Source organism: Pedobacter sp. BMA, from assembly GCF_001027745.1.
GTDB lineage: Bacteria > Bacteroidota > Bacteroidia > Sphingobacteriales > Sphingobacteriaceae > Pedobacter.
This window is the reverse complement of sequence record NZ_LECU01000010.1, coordinates 38,869-55,454: the sequence shown is the minus strand read 5'-3', so window position 1 is coordinate 55,454 and position 16,586 is coordinate 38,869. Positions and strand designations below refer to the sequence as shown.

Annotated in this window: 20 protein-coding genes; 3 read left to right on the top strand and 17 right to left on the bottom strand. The window is 42.0% G+C overall.

Features of this window, described 5'->3' with window-relative positions; genetic code table 11:
* Positions 1 to 19 precede the first annotated feature (19 nt).
* Entirely contained in the window at positions 20 to 514 is a 495-nt protein-coding gene (locus AB669_RS20155; protein WP_047801164.1) for a DUF416 family protein, read from the top strand.
* 16 nt (positions 515 to 530) lie between these two features.
* On the opposite strand, the gene AB669_RS20150 is transcribed toward AB669_RS20155, so the two are convergent.
* The 3 genes from AB669_RS20150 to AB669_RS20140 all read right to left on the bottom strand — a co-directional run bounded on the left by AB669_RS20150 (position 531) and on the right by AB669_RS20140 (position 2,335).
* Positions 531 to 1,229: a DUF1826 domain-containing protein gene (locus AB669_RS20150; RefSeq protein ID WP_197082454.1), complete on the bottom strand. Its 699-nt coding sequence runs from the start codon at positions 1,227 to 1,229 to the stop codon at positions 531 to 533.
* A 34-nt stretch (positions 1,230 to 1,263) separates the two neighbouring features.
* Positions 1,264 to 1,731: an Lrp/AsnC family transcriptional regulator gene (locus AB669_RS20145; RefSeq protein WP_047801162.1), complete on the bottom strand. Its 468-nt coding sequence runs from the start codon at positions 1,729 to 1,731 to the stop codon at positions 1,264 to 1,266.
* A 112-nt stretch (positions 1,732 to 1,843) separates the two neighbouring features.
* On the bottom strand, positions 1,844 to 2,335 hold the full coding sequence (locus AB669_RS20140; protein ID WP_047801232.1) for a hypothetical protein: 492 nt from the start codon (positions 2,333 to 2,335) through the stop codon (positions 1,844 to 1,846).
* Positions 2,336 to 2,556: 221 nt separating this feature from the next.
* Here AB669_RS20140 and pncB point away from each other — a divergent pair, with 221 nt between their 5' ends.
* Positions 2,557 to 3,744, top strand: a complete 1,188-nt coding sequence (gene pncB / locus AB669_RS20135) for a nicotinate phosphoribosyltransferase (protein WP_047801161.1) — start codon at positions 2,557 to 2,559, stop codon at positions 3,742 to 3,744.
* A 31-nt stretch (positions 3,745 to 3,775) separates the two neighbouring features.
* On the opposite strand, the gene AB669_RS20130 is transcribed toward pncB, so the two are convergent.
* From AB669_RS20130 to AB669_RS20100, 7 genes are all read right to left on the bottom strand, one after another.
* Positions 3,776 to 4,327: a hypothetical protein gene (locus AB669_RS20130; protein ID WP_156166819.1), complete on the bottom strand. Its 552-nt coding sequence runs from the start codon at positions 4,325 to 4,327 to the stop codon at positions 3,776 to 3,778.
* Positions 4,328 to 4,560: 233 nt separating this feature from the next.
* Positions 4,561 to 5,259, bottom strand: a complete 699-nt coding sequence (locus AB669_RS20125) for a DUF421 domain-containing protein (protein WP_053058505.1) — start codon at positions 5,257 to 5,259, stop codon at positions 4,561 to 4,563.
* 357 nt (positions 5,260 to 5,616) lie between these two features.
* Positions 5,617 to 5,943: a hypothetical protein gene (locus AB669_RS20120; RefSeq protein ID WP_047801159.1), complete on the bottom strand. Its 327-nt coding sequence runs from the start codon at positions 5,941 to 5,943 to the stop codon at positions 5,617 to 5,619.
* The gene (locus AB669_RS20115) at positions 5,944 to 6,630 is read right to left on the bottom strand and encodes a lipopolysaccharide assembly protein LapB (RefSeq protein WP_156166818.1); all 687 of its coding nucleotides are present in this window, start codon (positions 6,628 to 6,630) and stop codon (positions 5,944 to 5,946) included.
* 90 nt (positions 6,631 to 6,720) lie between these two features.
* A complete protein-coding gene (locus tag AB669_RS20110; RefSeq protein ID WP_047801157.1) occupies positions 6,721 to 7,236 on the bottom strand; it encodes a PH domain-containing protein in 516 nt (171 codons plus the stop codon).
* Positions 7,237 to 7,381: 145 nt separating this feature from the next.
* Complete coding sequence (locus tag AB669_RS20105; protein ID WP_047801156.1) at positions 7,382 to 7,897, bottom strand: hypothetical protein; 516 nt, start codon at positions 7,895 to 7,897, stop codon at positions 7,382 to 7,384.
* Positions 7,894 to 9,117 (bottom strand): hypothetical protein, encoded by a 1,224-nt coding sequence (locus tag AB669_RS20100; RefSeq protein WP_156166817.1) that lies wholly within the window; start codon positions 9,115 to 9,117, stop codon positions 7,894 to 7,896. Before AB669_RS20100 ends, AB669_RS20105 begins: the two co-directional genes overlap by 4 nt.
* A gap of 342 nt (positions 9,118 to 9,459) precedes the next feature.
* Between AB669_RS20100 and AB669_RS20095 the strand changes: the two genes are divergently transcribed.
* The gene (locus AB669_RS20095; protein WP_082120750.1) at positions 9,460 to 9,729 is read left to right on the top strand and encodes a DUF3072 domain-containing protein; all 270 of its coding nucleotides are present in this window, start codon (positions 9,460 to 9,462) and stop codon (positions 9,727 to 9,729) included.
* Positions 9,730 to 9,840: 111 nt separating this feature from the next.
* On the opposite strand, the gene AB669_RS20090 is transcribed toward AB669_RS20095, so the two are convergent.
* The 7 genes from AB669_RS20090 to AB669_RS20065 all read right to left on the bottom strand — a co-directional run bounded on the left by AB669_RS20090 (position 9,841) and on the right by AB669_RS20065 (position 16,154).
* Positions 9,841 to 10,098 carry a hypothetical protein gene (locus AB669_RS20090; protein ID WP_047801154.1) on the bottom strand — a complete coding sequence of 86 codons (258 nt, stop codon included), beginning with the start codon at positions 10,096 to 10,098 and terminating at the stop codon, positions 9,841 to 9,843.
* Entirely contained in the window at positions 10,092 to 10,268 is a 177-nt protein-coding gene (locus AB669_RS22270) for a hypothetical protein (protein WP_156166816.1), read from the bottom strand. Before AB669_RS22270 ends, AB669_RS20090 begins: the two co-directional genes overlap by 7 nt.
* 19 nt (positions 10,269 to 10,287) lie before the next feature.
* On the bottom strand, positions 10,288 to 11,547 hold the full coding sequence (locus AB669_RS20085; RefSeq protein ID WP_047801153.1) for a hypothetical protein: 1,260 nt from the start codon (positions 11,545 to 11,547) through the stop codon (positions 10,288 to 10,290).
* 4 nt (positions 11,548 to 11,551) lie between these two features.
* Positions 11,552 to 12,841: a hypothetical protein gene (locus tag AB669_RS20080; RefSeq protein ID WP_047801152.1), complete on the bottom strand. Its 1,290-nt coding sequence runs from the start codon at positions 12,839 to 12,841 to the stop codon at positions 11,552 to 11,554.
* Positions 12,842 to 12,868: 27 nt separating this feature from the next.
* On the bottom strand, positions 12,869 to 14,428 hold the full coding sequence (locus tag AB669_RS20075; RefSeq protein WP_047801151.1) for a hypothetical protein: 1,560 nt from the start codon (positions 14,426 to 14,428) through the stop codon (positions 12,869 to 12,871).
* Between the two features lie 182 nt (positions 14,429 to 14,610).
* Positions 14,611 to 15,438 (bottom strand): AraC family transcriptional regulator, encoded by an 828-nt coding sequence (locus AB669_RS20070; RefSeq protein WP_047801150.1) that lies wholly within the window; start codon positions 15,436 to 15,438, stop codon positions 14,611 to 14,613.
* A 137-nt stretch (positions 15,439 to 15,575) separates the two neighbouring features.
* Complete coding sequence (locus AB669_RS20065) at positions 15,576 to 16,154, bottom strand: hypothetical protein (protein ID WP_156166815.1); 579 nt, start codon at positions 16,152 to 16,154, stop codon at positions 15,576 to 15,578.
* Positions 16,155 to 16,586: the final 432 nt, after the last annotated feature.

Here is a 16,586-nt window from a genome sequence, read left to right as displayed (position 1 = left end):
AAGGCATAAATTTACAGTCATGGATTTAAACGAATTCTCTAGTCAACTGGCTATTCAACTTGCATCGCTGTCTCCGATTCAAAGAATTGCATTCGGCCTTGATATCTGCAAACGTCTATATCCTGACTATCTTGAATTCTTTCAGGAGTATCAGTGGGGGAACCCTGAAATACTGAAGCGTTCGATTGATTATACCGGCTATGCGATGAACGATGAGGTAGATGAACAGTTGGTCAACGGACTAATGGATGAGCTAGATCTGGTAATCCCCGATACCGAAGAGTTTGGTGACTTTTTAACGAGCTATGCCATCAATGCAGCCTGTGCCGTATGGGAGTTACTGGAATATTTGCTTGATCAGGATCAAACGCACCTGATGCACATCAGCAACATGATCATTGATACCATCGACTTTAAGCTTCAGGAAAAAGATAACACTTTAACCGCAGATGAACTGTCCCGGCATCCAATGATTATTGCTGAGTGGACACTTCAGCTGGAACAGGCAAAGTAAATATTAAATGTAAATTTTAACAAATTAACAGCAGTCTGGGCTCCCCATCCCTTTCAAGAGGTGCCCTATGTACGCATGGCAATACCTTTTGTTCCGGATGATCTACTGCGAGTCGCCATAAGTGTCCTGTGCTTAAATTAAGTGGCATTGATCCTGGTTTAGGCTGATAATGCAGGTCGAAGAAACATTCTTTCAGAAATTCTTCAAAGTCTCCTTCCGCACCATCATGTAACTTTTTGAGTTTCTCCCGTATTTCAGGAATCAGCACTTTTTGTTCCACCTGATTATTTTGAATAATATCGCTGGCGGCCCCATAATAAGTACACAGAAACGTATCTGTTGCAACGGGCGAGCGGTCTACATGAAATGAATATACGTCGGTGGAAAAAAAATCTAACTCTTCATCCCGGTCATAACTCTTAAGTAAATTTAATACCGGCGATGCGCCAAATGCGCTTAACTCCTTCAAATCCTTGAGAATAATTTTCCTGGCAATGGTCCCCGGTTCAGATAGTTTCAGCGCCATCAGATCCTCAGCCGAAACCTCTGTGATATTTTCAGGTGAATGCAGCTTGGACACAATTTCTTCGAAATCTCCATTCAGGTTTCTATACCAGCAAAAGGCATTTTTCGTACCATAAAAATCAGTATTTACCAGGTCAGTAAAAGAATCGACCAGCCCTACCTGATCTTTACCGAAAAATTCATTGCTCACAAGCATACATTTTTTTTGGAATCATTCATCAGGTTTATAACGGATAGGCTGTTTCACTTTTAGGTTCACTGAGCACAAAATAACTTTGCACGGTAGTAATATTAGGAAGTGTAGCCAATTTATTCCGTAAAAACTCGTGGTAGGCGTCCATATCCCGCGTAGCAATACGCAGAATAAAATCATTTGCGCCCGTCATCTGCAGGCATTCCATTACCTCAGGAAACTTAGACACCTCGGTTTCAAATTCGATCAGCGTACTGGCGGTATGCTCCCTTAGCAGCACATGGGAAAAGGCAATCAAGCTTCTATCAATCTTCTTTCTATCCAATATGGCCACAATTCTTTTAATGTATCCCTGATCTTTCAGCCTCCTGACGCGCTCATGAATGGTAGCGATCGACTTATGGAGCTCCAGGGCAATCTCCTTGTTGGTTAAGGATGCATCGTGCTGAAGTAATTTCAGAATCTCAATATCTACCTGATCTAAATCGCCCTGTGTCATAACGTTAAATGAATATAGTTCCGGCTAAATTAAAGCTTACAACTGACATAAAACAAAAAATCCCCTGAACATTTTCATGTTCAAGGGATTTTAGGGCGTTTAAGCTATTTGCTTAAAAGGTATATCTAAACCCAAAACCGAACCTTCCGGCTTCTGTTCCAAGAAAAGGATTATCACCAACATAAATACTAGGTCTCCAGTCGAAGGCCAAAGCTAGTGGTGCACCGTTGAACTTATAATCAAGTCCAACCATTGGAACCAGGTAAAAAGCTGTATAATTATCATTGAAGAAGTACCTGTTCCTGTCGTAAATTTGAACTTTCGGACCTCCACCCAGGTACCAGTCTAAGCCTCTTGCTCCTTTAATAGGCGCATTATACTGTAAAAAGGCCTGAATTACTGTGGTGTTACCACCAAACAATACTTCTCCCTGCAATGCGGTGTTTCTGTTAAAATGATGTCTTAAAGACGGACCAACAAGTGTACGGCCGTCTCCGAAATCAACACCCAAACCCAGTCCTGTTTTGTAATTCTGTGCTCTAACCCCAGTTGAACTCAAGGCAAAGCAAGAGAGCAAACCCAAAATGGTAAATAATTTTTTCATAATACGTTTATTAGAATATTTACCCACCAAACAGTTAGGCTGCATTTATGTTTTAAGGCAGGTAAAAATATGTTTTACAGCCTTGTTTTAAAGGTATGTAAATCAGTTCAATGGGTTCTAAATTCGGATAATGCTGATTATTTACTTAGTTTGAAGCTAAATTTACGGCAGGAAAAACCAAACTTCAAAACTCCTGTTAACACGACATCAATTATTATGCAATGAGATCCCATCATATTCAATTTAACAAATCCATACTCGATAACGATTTCTATAAGTTTACCATGCAGCAGGCCGTGGTACGGCTTTTTCCGTCTGCTATGGCGCGGTACAGTTTCATCAACAGAGGAAAACATCAGTTTCCTGATGGATTTGGCGAAGCTTTACAGTTAAGAATCCGGGATATGGAACTCCTGCAGCTCAGCATAGGGGAAAAGCAATTTCTCAGGGAAAACTGTCCTTACCTCGATCCGCTGTATCTCGATTTCCTGTCTGGTTACCGCTATGATGCGAATGAAGTAACAATCAAACAGCACGGCGCTGATCTTGACATCAAGATTGAAGGACACTGGTACCGCAGCATTCTTTGGGAAGTACCAGTTATGGCTTTAATTTGTGAGCTCTATTATGAAATGACCAATGGCCAAAGAATTTCTGATGAGTTGCTGATTTCTCAAAGCGCTGCGAAGGCTAAGCAGTTTAGCACCCTGGGTGTGAATGTCGCCGAATTTGGTACCCGCCGCAGGCACAGCTATGAGGTACAAAAGCTGGTGATTGACACCTTTAGCCGGGAAGGCGGAAAAATGTTTGTCGGCACCAGCAATGTCCACCTAGCTATGCTACATCAAACCCGCCCTATCGGCACCCATGCACATGAATGGTTTATGTACCATGCCGCGGTTTATGGCTTTCCTCAGGCAAATGTATCTGCATTGCAACATTGGGTTGATGTCTTCCGTGGCGACCTCGGCATCGCCTTATCCGACACTTATACCACCGATGTCTTCCTGACACACTTCGACAAAATGTTTTCCAAACTTTTTGACGGTGTTCGCCAGGATAGTGGTAATCCAATTGAATTTGCAGATAAAATTATAGCCCACTATAACAAACTGGGTATTGACCCATTGAGCAAGACCATTATTTTTTCTGATGGGCTGGATTACGAAAAAGTTGCCCGCATTACCGAATATTGTAGAGGTAAGATTGGCTTTTCATTTGGCATCGGAACTAACCTGAGCAACGACGTAGGGTTAAATCCGATGAACATTGTCGTGAAAATGACCGAAACCAGGCAAACTAACGGACGGTGGACATCAGTGGTGAAGCTATCAGACAGTCCTGAAAAAAATACGGGAGAGCCTGCGATGATTGAGGCTGCGAAGACTATTTTGAGTATCATGGACTGATTTCTGTGGTAGTTTCCAGCCTGAGCAGCAATTATTTCAAAGTTACCCCATTAATTCTAAGTTTAGTCCAGTTACCAGGAAAGCCCTGCCCTTTTACATAACTAACAACATAAGGGTGCCCCTTAAGGTTAGGATGATAAATGGCATCAAATGAAAAGCTCATTTGTGAACCGCTTTTTTCAGTTACGGTTACCTGGTTATCCGTGTCATCTCCCTCGCCGGTGGTAAAAAACTTATCCCCTACTTTGGCATTAAAATCAGCACGAATAACCCTTAAATCAGGATATTTTGGATCACCGGCAATTAATTTTCCCTGTTCATCGATTCGTAGATAAGAAGTGCTTACCGCATCGCCGCCAATCAACGAAAAGAATTTGTAGTAAAGCTTGCCATTGATAAACACACTGTCTTTAATTTCCGTGTAGTTCTGGCTGTTATGATACCAAAGATTGCCTACCTGCATCGGCAGAAAAGAATTAGAAGCAAGAGGTTGAACCGGGTTGTTGCCTTTTTTACAGCCTAAGCTGAACATGACTGTACAAAGTAACATCAAAGTGCAGGTTCTCAGAGCGATATTTTTCATATGTAGCGGTTTTTATTTTAGAAACGTGGTGAGAATGAGTTTTGCTACAGCCTGAGTAAAATATATTTTGCAGTTAAAAAATCAGCTCAATACAATAAACCGGAATTATCAGCGTATTATATTTCGAGAGCGTTAATTTAGATGAACGGGAATCGTCATTCGTGATGGTTCCCGTTTTCTTTTGGGTTCCAATTTTAAAAGTCCGCCAACAAGCCCCTCTTTTGTACCTCAACCTACGTAATCCTTTTTCCGCTGATGGCCCTTACCCAGCTCGCATGTTCGCATTTTCCACAGATATGTTTTTCGGCCGGGACTAATTCCATTACATTACCGCAAAAGCAGCATGCATAATTATCTACTGATGTTATTTCCTCACAGCTTGCATCGAAAAGGTGCGGTAAAATCGGAAGGCCGTACTTTACCTTTTCATCCTCAAAAAAATAAACGCTGATTGCCCCAGATGTTTCCAGGATTGCCGTGTCTACCTGCCCGAGATGTGAGATGCCGTATTGCCTGAGCTCGGCGAAAAACTCATCGTAGGCAAGGGTCTCCTTACTAAAATTATCAATTGAAAATTCACCATCTTCTATCAAGTACGTACACTTCCCCTCGATGATGTCATCTGCAGTCTGGCTTTTTGCGGTTAGAAAAGTCGTAAGACGGTAACTGAGGACAATGACGCCGAAGATCACTACAGGCACCGTTAGCCCAACCTCCTTGTAAAACATGGGATCGCCAGCTGCTGAACCTAGGGATATGATCACCACCAACTCAAAAATAGACAACTGTTTAACCCCTCTTTTGCCCAGTAATCGAAGGCCTAAAAGAATGATAATATACATGGCAAACGTACGAAGCGCAATTTCCAGCAGAAATACCCAGTCCTCTTTACCAATAAAAAATTCCGTCCAGTTTATATTTAAAGTTACCATCTTTATAGATTTGGAATCATAACCACTGACGCCCCTATTTAGTTTTAGACCTGGCAAAGTCGACAAAGCAGTTAATGGGTTAGACCAAATTATTCTTCTTGTAGATACACAGAAATCGCATTTTCTCAGTCGCGGTTCAATAAACTTCAAGTTACAAATTCCCATAATATCAAATTTTAAATGAAATGGCTAAATAGCCGGCGGTACATCTAGCACGATTCAAACCTAGCATGAAAGATATAGGCTGTAAAATTTTGACCCGAATTGGACTGGTTTGACCTGATTTGAGCTAATTTAATTAAAGTTGCTAGCATCAAGACACCGAGGTGATGGTTTGGGGAGATATTAAACGAGAAACTATTGGCTAACCACTGGCGAACCGATTGCTTTATTTACAGACAACTTCATACCAAATTCCAGAAAACTTCGGGTTGTCATTTGCGAGCGTTCTGCCCCCATTCGAGACCGTGCAGAACCTGCCCCGAACTTTTCCAGAAGTTTTCTGCCAGTTTTTCGGGAGGTTTCCCGAAGCTTTCCCGAACACTTCCCGAAGCGGGTTACAAGGTTTCCCGAAGAACTCCCGAACAACTCGGCCAGCGCTCCCGAACAAAAATTAGAAAAACGTGTGGAAAAAGTTAATGCCAGATATGGATTGAATGAGGTAAGTATTGGACGGTGCAGCACCTAGATTATCCAAATTTCCCTTATTTCGGCCGGATCAATTGAGAGATAGCTTTCTTTTATCTCCTCGTATAACTTTTTTTTATCAGGGTAACTATTACTGATATCAGCTAAAAGACTTGCTGCTTTTACATTGTATTTATCGGTGTTTTTTTTCGATGCAATCTTCTTTAGGGATTGCTGGTATTGTTCAGGATCGGTAAGTTTGAAAGTGTAAGCATAGCGAAAAGCCAGCTTAGCGTTACCAGGGTTTGCAGCAAGTGCATTTTTTAAAATGGAGGTGGCGTCCCTATCCCCTTCAAAGTACGACAACAGGTATAAATCCTGCCAGCCTTTAATCAGTTGTGGATTTGTTTTTATAGCTTGCCCCAGGTATTGCCTGGCTTTTGCGACATCTAGCTGCATGTAGTAATGGCCAAGCTGAAAGGATACCATCGCTGTTTTCGGAAATATTTTCATCCATGAGACATACTGCATTTCAACTGCCGTGGTATCCTTACCCATTGTATTGAGATACCAGTAATGCGCCTCAGCATCATCCGGATTCTCATCAATCATTTTGATTAACTTTCTGATCTTTGTTGCTGCCGGAACATCTAACATTCTATAATCGGTCTGCCCCTTTGCAAATGTGGAAGTAAGCAATAACGCCAGAAGTAATAGGAGTGGAAGTGAGTGGTTATACTTCATTAGCGTTGAAACTTAAAAAAATTAAATCTATCAAATTCGACCCATTATTCGCGAATGTTGATAGCTTAAAATAATATCAGTAAATATGAATTACATATTATTGACTGTTGAATCCCTCAAACAATCAACCAAACTAATATCATCGGGGGAAATAATGATCTTATCGCCTTGCAGTGTTCGAAGAAGAATCCGGTTCTTCTTCTGTGTAACATACCAGGTCATGCTGCCAATTTTAGTGTTATAAAATTTTCCATAGTAACCGAAAAGCCCTCCGTTACCGAAAGTCCTGATGGTTCCTGAAAAGTCCGTTGAATCAATAAATCTTATTTCTGTAATGTCGGCCAGTTTAATTACTCTGTTACCGATTAGACGGTGAATAACAAGCGTATCTCCGGTAACGGAATATTTCCTGGTACTGTATAGATAACTACCGATAACAGTTAACACAAAGAGCAATAGAACTCCGCCGTGTATCAGGGTTGTTTTGACATCACCATTTGATGAAATTATTGCGCTTACGTTCTTCTGCCCTATTGCGATGAAGACAATTAATACGCCTGCGGTAATGACTTTACCAAATGTGTCAAGTGATGCTTTGTATTCCATAGGGTTAAGATCTATCCTTCGCGAGAGCTGTTTTCGAGTTCGTTATTTAAAAGGCTTTTTAGTCAAAAGCCCGCTATCTCAAATATAATAGAAATTGAGAATTATTGGAGTATATACTTGAATTACAGCAAAATTAAAATGATCGCTACCGCGCGTGTATTGAACCCTTTTTAGGCACAGCCAGCGAAAACACATAAACGGAAAGGACAAACGCCAGCATACCAAATTTACCACCAGCAACGTATTGAATGCTATAGCATGTTTCAGCAATACCAGGATAGTGGAAATTGTGTAATAGCATAAGGTTTTCGATAACGTCAAGGCTCCCTGCTAATACTCCTAATAGCAAATTTAGCCGCAAGAGTTCGTTTAACCAGTAACGCTGTTCTCGCTGCATTCTCGCATTTGATAAGGTAATGATCAGGAGTACATAAACCGGGATAAACCAGAAGTCGGTATACGTATTTCTCCTGGCGATTGTGACGAGCTGTTGGTCGCCTTCAGATAGCTCGTGCCAGCTTTGAACGATCTCTGCAGTTTTCTGCTTGCCGGCAAATTCAATATCAAGTATACCATAACCACTGCCCCGCAGCAATACTCTGCCCTGAAAATACATGATGCCCGACAAAACAAATAATATTATAATCAATATATGTTTCATGGCTTGTTCTCCTTATTTAAATCAGTAACTCGGATTACCGCATCGCCGGTTTTATCAGGATTATTAATACATTGAATAAATGCCTGGGATGTCTCTTTAAAATGGGCCGGCAGCGGGTGAAGTTCATCCGTCCAGCCATTTTCGCCCACGCTGTCGCGAGAGTCAATGTGAAACACCCTGTTCTCTCCGAGTCTTTCTTTGAAGATGCGCCCAATATCGATCATCATTTCGTTGAATAGGAAGATCATGGCGAACACGATTTTCCGCTGGTCGCCGGAATCATAAATACCTCTTAGTTGAAGTGGTGTTTTGAGCCAGCTACCATGACCCAGAAAGGTACGGGCGAAAGTGCGGTACCATTTAAAGGGATTTAACCCTACCCATCGCTGATCATTGGGAATGGCATAGTCGTAGCCCTGAGTGATGATCTGAATACCCGGAAACTTACTTGTTGCAGGTTCGTTTTTGCCGGAGTTAAGGATACCATTAATAAGGAAATAATATTGCAGCTGGAAGAAGCCGAGCAAGGCATAAAAATCTTTGGATATGAATTTGGCGCCGTCTTTGAAATCAGCCAGTTGCTGGCCGTTTAATGGACGGGAAGCAGTTTTGAAAAGGTATTGTGCAAATTCACTGTGTTCGAATTCATTGGAATCGGCCAGGTGAGTTACCATGGCGGCAATACGGTTATTCCCAACCAGGTCATTCCCGCCACCGCTGATAATGAATACATCGGGCTGCAAGGTAGACAGGTGTTCTACATATTTTTTAGCACTGATCATATTCAGGAGCCAATCACCACCAGAAGCCACCGAATAAACTGCCATGTTTTCTTCCATTGAAATCCAATCAATTACGTCGCTAAGCAAAACAGGGTAATTGAACCATGAATCTCCCTCCACCACAATTACGCGGTTTTTAAGTCCGTTCTTTTTTGCAATGTGTTTACGGAAGTTGGCTTTTACTTTCTTTACAAAAAGGTGGTTGCGCCTGCTGTTTTTCAATTTGTCAACCCAGCTCATCACCGGCGCCAACGCAGCAAGTTTACGAACCTGTTCGATATTGAGGTCGTAAATTTGCTGAATGATGTTTGCGAGATCAATTTCGTCAATCTCAGCGCGCAGAACATCGAGCTCATCACGAGAAATACGGTTAGCCAGGAGTTTTTGGATTAACTCGTTTTTCACCGCTGAAGGCATATTAAATTGTTTTCGAATCATGATTGCTTTGGTAGTTTGTTACTATGCTGCTGACGTTTGGCCATTTAAAGATATACATATCAAACTGTTATCACAAAGTCTTTGCAAGGCATTTAGGCAAATTGGATCAGCATATTTACAGATTAACCGCGCTTTTGGGCAAGACCAATTGAGTATTACCTTAAACTTGATGACATATTCACTTTATCGGAGATGGAGAATAAAATCCTAGATTATCAAGATTAAGTAGATATGGTGAACTCCGTAAACTCACATGCGCGATGATATTGTTACGCTTTGAGGGAATGAAGGGAAACTTTGGCTGGTTTTTATTTGTTAAGTAATCACATCAACTACAATATTATGATTGACAACGAAGAAAAAAACGAACAGCAGACCAACCAGGCTGCTCCAAATACTGGTTTAGATACAACAGGTGGCAACACTATTAAAAATCCTGACGACTGGACTACCGGCGATGAGCCAATGACCGGCGCACAGGGATCGTACCTGAAAACACTTTCTGATGAGGCTGGAGAAGAGTTTGATGACACGCTTACCAAGTCAGAAGCGTCAAAGCGAATTGATGAACTGCAGCACAAAACCGGCCGTGGTTTAGATCAAAACAAATAGTATGGCGCAACTGGAATCAAAGAATTTTGATTCCAGTTTTTTATGAACGCTGAGATTCGCCACCTTTTCAATGAGAACCATAAGGGTGGAATCTGGATGGCTGCTGAATATTTAATCGGAGTTGATGGTAAAATCAAATCCCTGATCGCTACTGATTTCGGTTCCATCGGCCGAACAGATTACCGCCTGCAAATGAAACACTGCAAATTCATTTGCAAAAGAGCCATAATGGTAAAACAAAAGGCTCCTACCACCGGAATCAAGGTTTTCAATTTCATCTGTGAAATATTCTTCTGCGGGGTCAGCATCTCCGCTCAGCACAAATTTGACCATAAATGGCCCTGAAGGCTCATCACCAGTGTTTACCACTGTAATGCAGAAATCATATGGTATACCTTGCTCAGGATCTGCAATATAGGTACTCCCTTCGTCAGTAGAGATCCATACATTTCTCCTGCCTGCAGATAAGCAGAGTCACTTTTTTCATGATTTTCCGACGACTCAGTTTCGTCCTGATTGTATTCAAATTCGTTTTCCATAGTAGTAGAATTTAGTGGGTTAAACTGTGAATTGACTTTTGGTCAGCGCATCATAAAGCATTAAGCTGGGAATGGCCTGGTGAATGGATTGCCAATCGGCTGAAGCGAGAATATCAGTAAAAAAAGACTGCCCGATTAAAGCAAATGACCTGTTTGGGTTGTCACTATTGATGATGTTTTTACCTTGCATGATGGACTGGCCCCTGGCCAATAGCAGGCTGGTGTTATTGGGATCCCATTGTGAATAACCACGGATAACTTTATCATCGCCATATGTGGTGGCCCAGGCATGGGCATTAGCAACCCAGCTGGTATTGGTATCTTTGGGGGCATCAAACATATACACCTCTTGCAGGGTATCTCCGAAAAACTCGCCTAAATCAGTGTTTGTGGCATGCTGCAATAAATGGTTAAAACAGATATGCCCGCTACTGAATGCTGATATTGCCGACTTCCCTACCGGAAGCAGTTCAGGACTTTCGAAGCCATTATGCAGGATGATAAACTGCTGGAGCTCTTTAAGAATTTGCAGGAGCAGTTGCGGGTCTTCAAAATCGCCAGCATTCCTGGTTGGGTCGAGAATAGGGATAACGTTGGGAAGGTATTTGCCAGAATTGTTAATCTGATAGAGCAAGCCTTTGCCAGCCCATACATCAACCTTACCGTTGACATCGAGATTGGTGCTTGTGCGATAGGTCATATTTTTTAGACCAATAAAGAAGAGAAAATCCCAGCCATAAGGCATAAAATGATTGTCGACAGTATCTTTCAATGATGCTCTCCCCGGTTCGTTTACGGCGGTATAATGGCTCGCAATATTCTGGCCGAGGGTTGGGTGAAAATAAACATGAAAGGGAATGCCGCCGGCATCGGTATAGTCGGATATATTCAATAAGTTAGGGATACTGAGAACAATCAGTTTCGGATAAACATCGCCCTCACGTTCCAGAACAACGGTTTTAAAATCGGGGTCTGCTATATAATTGACCACATTCAGCGTTTGCTCATTAACGGAGTTATCCTCACATTCAATAAACAAAAGCTCCTTCTCTTGTTTATCAAATTCGAATTCCATACTCCGTTTATCTACTGTTATCCAGTATTCCCAAAGTTCATCGTTGGTCATTTGCGTTGCCCGCTCATAGTCGTCGGGTATATACCTTCCGCAAAAGGCTTCGATAAAAAATCTGGCTTCATCAAACCGGCTTAAGCCTGGCCTGCTGGTTGTACCGGGAATGGCGTTGAGTTCATCAAGCACCCGGGTAGTTACATCAATCATAGGGTTAGGTTAAAAAATTTACATTCGGATCGTCCATTGCGGGCAATTTTGGCAGAACCTCACACATCCATCCGATGATCTGCATGCCCGGAGTAGCCAGTTCATTGTTAGAAAACGTACTGCCACTTAAATTGAAAATTCCCAGTCCAATACTATCTTGCGCCTGCTGCTTATCGCTATCTGTCCAGGAAGCTTTGATTTTTAGGTCTTTAATCAGAATCATCGCTGTAGGGATACATTTTAATAAGCCATCATTACTTTCATCCTTCTCACCGGAGGAGAAATATTTCTCCTTCATCATCAGGCAGTACCACATATTGGCATAATGGAACAAGCCAGTATTAAACCAGGGCCTGTCAAGGTATACAATGCAGTACTCAAACTCCATCGAAAATTCATCGGCATGTACGGGAACTTCGGGCGCAGGATTATTGGTTAGAAAATGATTGGTAAGCTTAATCCGGTCTGCAAAATTGAAGTGTTTAAGTACCTGCATGTCCTTCATCTCGACCTTTTGTTCGGCATCTGCCGGAAGCGCAACCTTTTTCAAATCAAAAGCCGTTGAATTGAGGCGGGTAAATTGTAAAGGTTTGATCAGCGTGCTTTTAAGCTTCGGCGCAATGGTACGCTCCAGATTAAGCTGACTTCCCCCGTTTCGGCGTAGTGCTGCAGACAGGTTAGTCAGCTTCCTCCGTTGTGGTTGCTCTTCGGCTATCTTCACAATTTCGGGATTGGCCAATACCCTGGTACGCCACACCATGGGGATGGCTTTACCGGTACCGGCGTTGGACGGAGGATTCGGGGCGGCTTCTTTTGTCGAGAATACTTTTGCTACCCAAAAGGCACCATCAGGGTCATACCATTTTTTGGGATAGGCATGTACTGGCAGGTAGCTACCCTCAGGAGTGGTAATGGACGCTTTCTTTCCGTATTCAAACTGTTGAAGGGAATCTGACTTCACTTGTCCGAACTTACTTATGTACGCAGTTTTATCCTCAGCTGTGATTTTGGATCCGGAAAATACGGCACTTTCAATCAGTACTTCATACACACTGCTCAGGCTGGTGGTTCCAGTGAGAAAAATATCAGCAATTTCCGGGAGCCTGTCGCCTAAGATGGAGACCTGTTCAGTAGCTTTGATTTCTGAAATCATGCCGCTCTCATCCATAAAATCCTCAGGATCGATCATACTTCCCAAAGGTTCAAAAGACAAAAACGAATCCGAGTGCTCCACTCCCTTATATTGTTCAATAAAAAACGCTTGCACCGAGGTGATTAGATTGTTTACATCCATAAGGCATTTAGGTTAGGCAAATATGATTTATGGATTTGGAACAGGTTGGGCGGGTGTTGCAGGGGTTTCTTTTTTCTTCTGCATATAATCTTTTCCGTTCTTTTTCGGCGAACCCGGAACAATGGTTGAAACGTAACCAATAAGCTGTACGCCTGATATTTCAAGCCCCTGCATATTATCATCGAATGTATAATCTCTTTTATCGTGTGTTTCACCATGCGATGCCCCACCGCAAAAGAATGGTCCGAAGCCTACACTTCCGCCACCTGAAACGGCTGTTTTCAACTTATCGATATCGGCAGAAGTTTTTCTCCATTGTATTTTCACATTTCTGGCCAGGATGAAACTGGTAATCACCGAGGGAAGAAACAACATTTCTGTAGGGTTATTTACCTTGAACTGTTGGTTGAAGGTTCCGTCAGAAATGCAGCTTGCAGGATAATCGCCAACTAGGAACCAGTTACCAAGGTTTAATAGTGTGGTATCGAGCCATGGCCGCTGTATATCGGCTGTGACATATTCGAAGGTAATGGTCAGACTTTCAGTATCGATATCAATTGAGGTTTTCTCTTCACTGCTTGAACCTTGTCCGCTAGCCCTGAAAAACCCGAATTTTATGCCCCCGCTTGCTGCTGTACGCTTGGTTTGGGTATCAACATGAGTTTCCGTATGGAAGTCGGCCTGGGTATAGGTATTCCAGCCATCGGCACCTGTTGAGGAGTACCATTTGGCGGGCGTCATGAAGGTGTAAGGGATGTTACCTATGTTAGGAATGTTGACCAGACTGTTTTCGTATTTATGTTTAGCCCTGGCGATGAGTAAAATGGCGGGATCGATACCCTGACTGGCCAGAACGGCAATGGCCTGATCAATTTCCTGTTTGAAGCCAAATCCCTGCCACTTGTCCCATGCAAAATCTACATCATCCTGATAGGTTTTGCCCTGTATAGGCCACATCTGCAATTTCATCGGATCAGACATCGCATTTGCGTACATCTTATCTCTGGTTCTCACCGCTTCCATGTATTCATCCCGGTACTGAATATATTTTTCAAAGTGCATGGTACTGTCCCCTTCAGGAGTTTGTAACTGTGCATTGGCATCTTTTACCGCCTTTTTCATTTCCTCATTCAGCTCAAGGTCGGGAGCAATACCGTTGGCACCATTTACAATGGCAAACCAGGTGTCATTCAGTTTACTGGAGGTTGGTGCTACCCGGTAAGTGGAATCAAGCAGGATTTTATTATCGGTAAGCATGAATGTTTGCAAGAATGCCTGCATATTTGCGCCGATATTGGCAGTCATGAATTCCATTTTTTCTAACTGTTTACTCACAGATACTGCCTCAACGGTAGCCGGGTCTTGCGGCTCTGCCGATGTTGCTGAAGCATCCGTTGGTTTGGAATCCAATATTTGTTTCGGGTTAGAGCCTGTCGGTGTCCAGGGGTTTCTGAAATCATCTTCCGGAATCGGGAGTCCGATTGAACGGAAAGAAACAAAATACCCTTCGGGCATCTTTTTAGTATTAGGGTCTACCCCTACTGCTTTATATTCCAGATCTGATAAGACCTTCATTACATCTGCCATAACTTTAATTTTTTTTAGAGGATGTGTAAATGATTATGAGTTTATACTTATCCAATATTAAGTATTAATTCGGGCCGAGGATAGTATAAACGCGACATCATGAAAAAAATTTACTGGTAAAAATTGGCAGGCTATGGCATAGCCATAGCACAAAGTGATACCGTTAGCGTATGTAAGGGTTGTTATTTATCGGCAATAGAATTGAATTTCACAGAGACTTTCAGGTTATCTTCCTTTAAAAGACTGGGGGTGAATCCGGCAAAAAACTTAAAATCGCGGATAAAATGCATCTGGTCGAAATAACCAAACCGGTAGACAATTTCACTCCATGACACGGCAGGATTGCGCTCTTTGTAATTGTAGGCATGGGTAAAGCGTACCATACGGGCATATAGTTTGGGTGGTAAGCCAATTCGCTCCAATGATTTCCGTTCGAATTGCCGCACACTAAGGCTGGATTGGCTTGCCAGAAAATCCATAGAAAGGTTTCCCATACCTTTTACCAGCTGGATCATCGCCTGATCGAATGCAACTGCAGGCTTAAGATGTTGCAGCTTACCCAGAAGATATTTTTGTATGGCCTCATTCTTCAGGGCGTTGGTTGGTGCTGCCTGCAATTGCTCCAGCACATCGTCAATTTCAGACCCTATGACCAGGCGTGCATCATAATCTCTGTCGATAATTTCTTTCAGGGGAATACCTAAAAGGCGATACATACCACAGGGTTTAAGAGAAACGATAACGCAATAATGATCGCTACCCAGATCTAGCGTAACGGGAGTTAGCTGTGGACCAATGATAATTGACCTTGCACGGCTTTCGAACTCCCCGTCTGACTTTTTAACTTTTACCCTGTCGTTCAGGTAAAAACATAAAAAACGAGTATGTGTGGGCACAAAAGTATATATTGGGGATAGTGATTCCACCAGAGAGAATTTAATCTCGATAACATGAATACTTTCTACATATTCCAGAAGTGCAGGATGCGATACAAAGGCGGTTAGTTGCATTAAACCATAATTTATTAATGTGCAGCCTAACCACTTTACTTGTTGCAAGTTACAATTTTAAAACCAACCAAGATTATATTTCTGCTATCCTGCACAACATGTAAAGTTGAAAGCAAATGTGGTTTACAATATGGCTTCTATTTTTGGCTATTGAGCTGCTTTTTTAGTAAGATATACTTTTTGCCACAGTCCGCCAGCTTTACGTAATAGTTCATGGAGTTGCCGTAATTTTGAAGAGTAATCGAATGATCCTGAAGTAAGGCATCTACACCTACGGGTAAATCTAAGCCCTCTTTTGCTTTGGGATCACCTTCATCGTCTAGCGGGCCTTCATATTCGCTCCATTCAATGCCTTCGAGTGTGATGTAGTAACCATTATTTTCAGCGGTCGTTTCAACCGAAAGCTTTCCTTTCAACGACCTGCTATCGGACGTGAAGGTATAGGTATAGCCTTTAGCATCCTTCGAAATGGTAATTGTCATCGAGCATTTATCGGTTTCTACTGGCTCGTTTACAATGTTATAGGTACCCGCAATTTCATCTGCTGGACCAGATGATGGAGAGATTTGCTTTGGAATGGGTAGATCGGAACTACTTTTTATTGTGCTATCTTTTATTGAACTGGAAATCAATTTGTGATTGTTATTGGTGCAGCTGAATAGGATTAGCGTAAAGAAAACAAATAGGATGGTATAGAAAACCTTGGTTATTAACATATTGAAGGTATTTAGCATTTATCTTGGGAGACTAATTTATTCATTCGTTGCAGGATATGCAAGAGAGTGTGAATCAGGCGTCACCGATTATTTGTAGGTGTATCGAAATTTACTATATTTAAAATATTAATTAACATCCTATAAAAATTTACTTGATTGCATTGACAATGCTTTTGATTTACAATGTCGTTTTTTATGCAGCAAATCTCTTTCTACAGTTAGAAATTCCTATGGCAGTCCAGATTGGATCTTCGATGATTACTACGATCGCATTGGTGTCTTTTTTCAAACACAAGGATTCGAGTTTGTAATCAGTAAGTGTAAATCACCTACTTTTTAAGCGCTTTTTCGTTTCTTAGGTAAAACAAGACGGTATTCCCGATGATTGGAGTGAATATCAGACTAAGTGCAAATGATTTCCAAAATCCGAAT

What these genes read in the sequence shown, in the direction of transcription:
- AB669_RS20155 (WP_047801164.1), top strand. Translation starts at nt 20, where the DNA reads ATGGATTTAAACGAATTCTCTAGTCAACTGGCTATTCAACTTGCATCG.
- AB669_RS20145 (WP_047801162.1), bottom strand. Translation starts at nt 1,731, where the DNA reads ATGACACAGGGCGATTTAGATCAGGTAGATATTGAGATTCTGAAATTA.
- AB669_RS20140 (WP_047801232.1), bottom strand. Translation starts at nt 2,335, where the DNA reads ATGAAAAAATTATTTACCATTTTGGGTTTGCTCTCTTGCTTTGCCTTG.
- pncB (WP_047801161.1), top strand. Translation starts at nt 2,557, where the DNA reads ATGAGATCCCATCATATTCAATTTAACAAATCCATACTCGATAACGAT.
- AB669_RS20130 (WP_156166819.1), bottom strand. Translation starts at nt 4,327, where the DNA reads ATGAAAAATATCGCTCTGAGAACCTGCACTTTGATGTTACTTTGTACA.
- AB669_RS20125 (WP_053058505.1), bottom strand. Translation starts at nt 5,259, where the DNA reads ATGGTAACTTTAAATATAAACTGGACGGAATTTTTTATTGGTAAAGAG.
- AB669_RS20115 (WP_156166818.1), bottom strand. Translation starts at nt 6,630, where the DNA reads ATGAAGTATAACCACTCACTTCCACTCCTATTACTTCTGGCGTTATTG.
- AB669_RS20110 (WP_047801157.1), bottom strand. Translation starts at nt 7,236, where the DNA reads ATGGAATACAAAGCATCACTTGACACATTTGGTAAAGTCATTACCGCA.
- AB669_RS20105 (WP_047801156.1), bottom strand. Translation starts at nt 7,897, where the DNA reads ATGAAACATATATTGATTATAATATTATTTGTTTTGTCGGGCATCATG.
- AB669_RS20100 (WP_156166817.1), bottom strand. Translation starts at nt 9,117, where the DNA reads ATGATTCGAAAACAATTTAATATGCCTTCAGCGGTGAAAAACGAGTTA.
- AB669_RS20095 (WP_082120750.1), top strand. Translation starts at nt 9,460, where the DNA reads ATGATTGACAACGAAGAAAAAAACGAACAGCAGACCAACCAGGCTGCT.
- AB669_RS22270 (WP_156166816.1), bottom strand. Translation starts at nt 10,268, where the DNA reads ATGGAAAACGAATTTGAATACAATCAGGACGAAACTGAGTCGTCGGAA.
- AB669_RS20085 (WP_047801153.1), bottom strand. Translation starts at nt 11,547, where the DNA reads ATGATTGATGTAACTACCCGGGTGCTTGATGAACTCAACGCCATTCCC.
- AB669_RS20080 (WP_047801152.1), bottom strand. Translation starts at nt 12,841, where the DNA reads ATGGATGTAAACAATCTAATCACCTCGGTGCAAGCGTTTTTTATTGAA.
- AB669_RS20075 (WP_047801151.1), bottom strand. Translation starts at nt 14,428, where the DNA reads ATGGCAGATGTAATGAAGGTCTTATCAGATCTGGAATATAAAGCAGTA.
- AB669_RS20070 (WP_047801150.1), bottom strand. Translation starts at nt 15,438, where the DNA reads ATGCAACTAACCGCCTTTGTATCGCATCCTGCACTTCTGGAATATGTA.
- AB669_RS20065 (WP_156166815.1), bottom strand. Translation starts at nt 16,154, where the DNA reads ATGTTAATAACCAAGGTTTTCTATACCATCCTATTTGTTTTCTTTACG.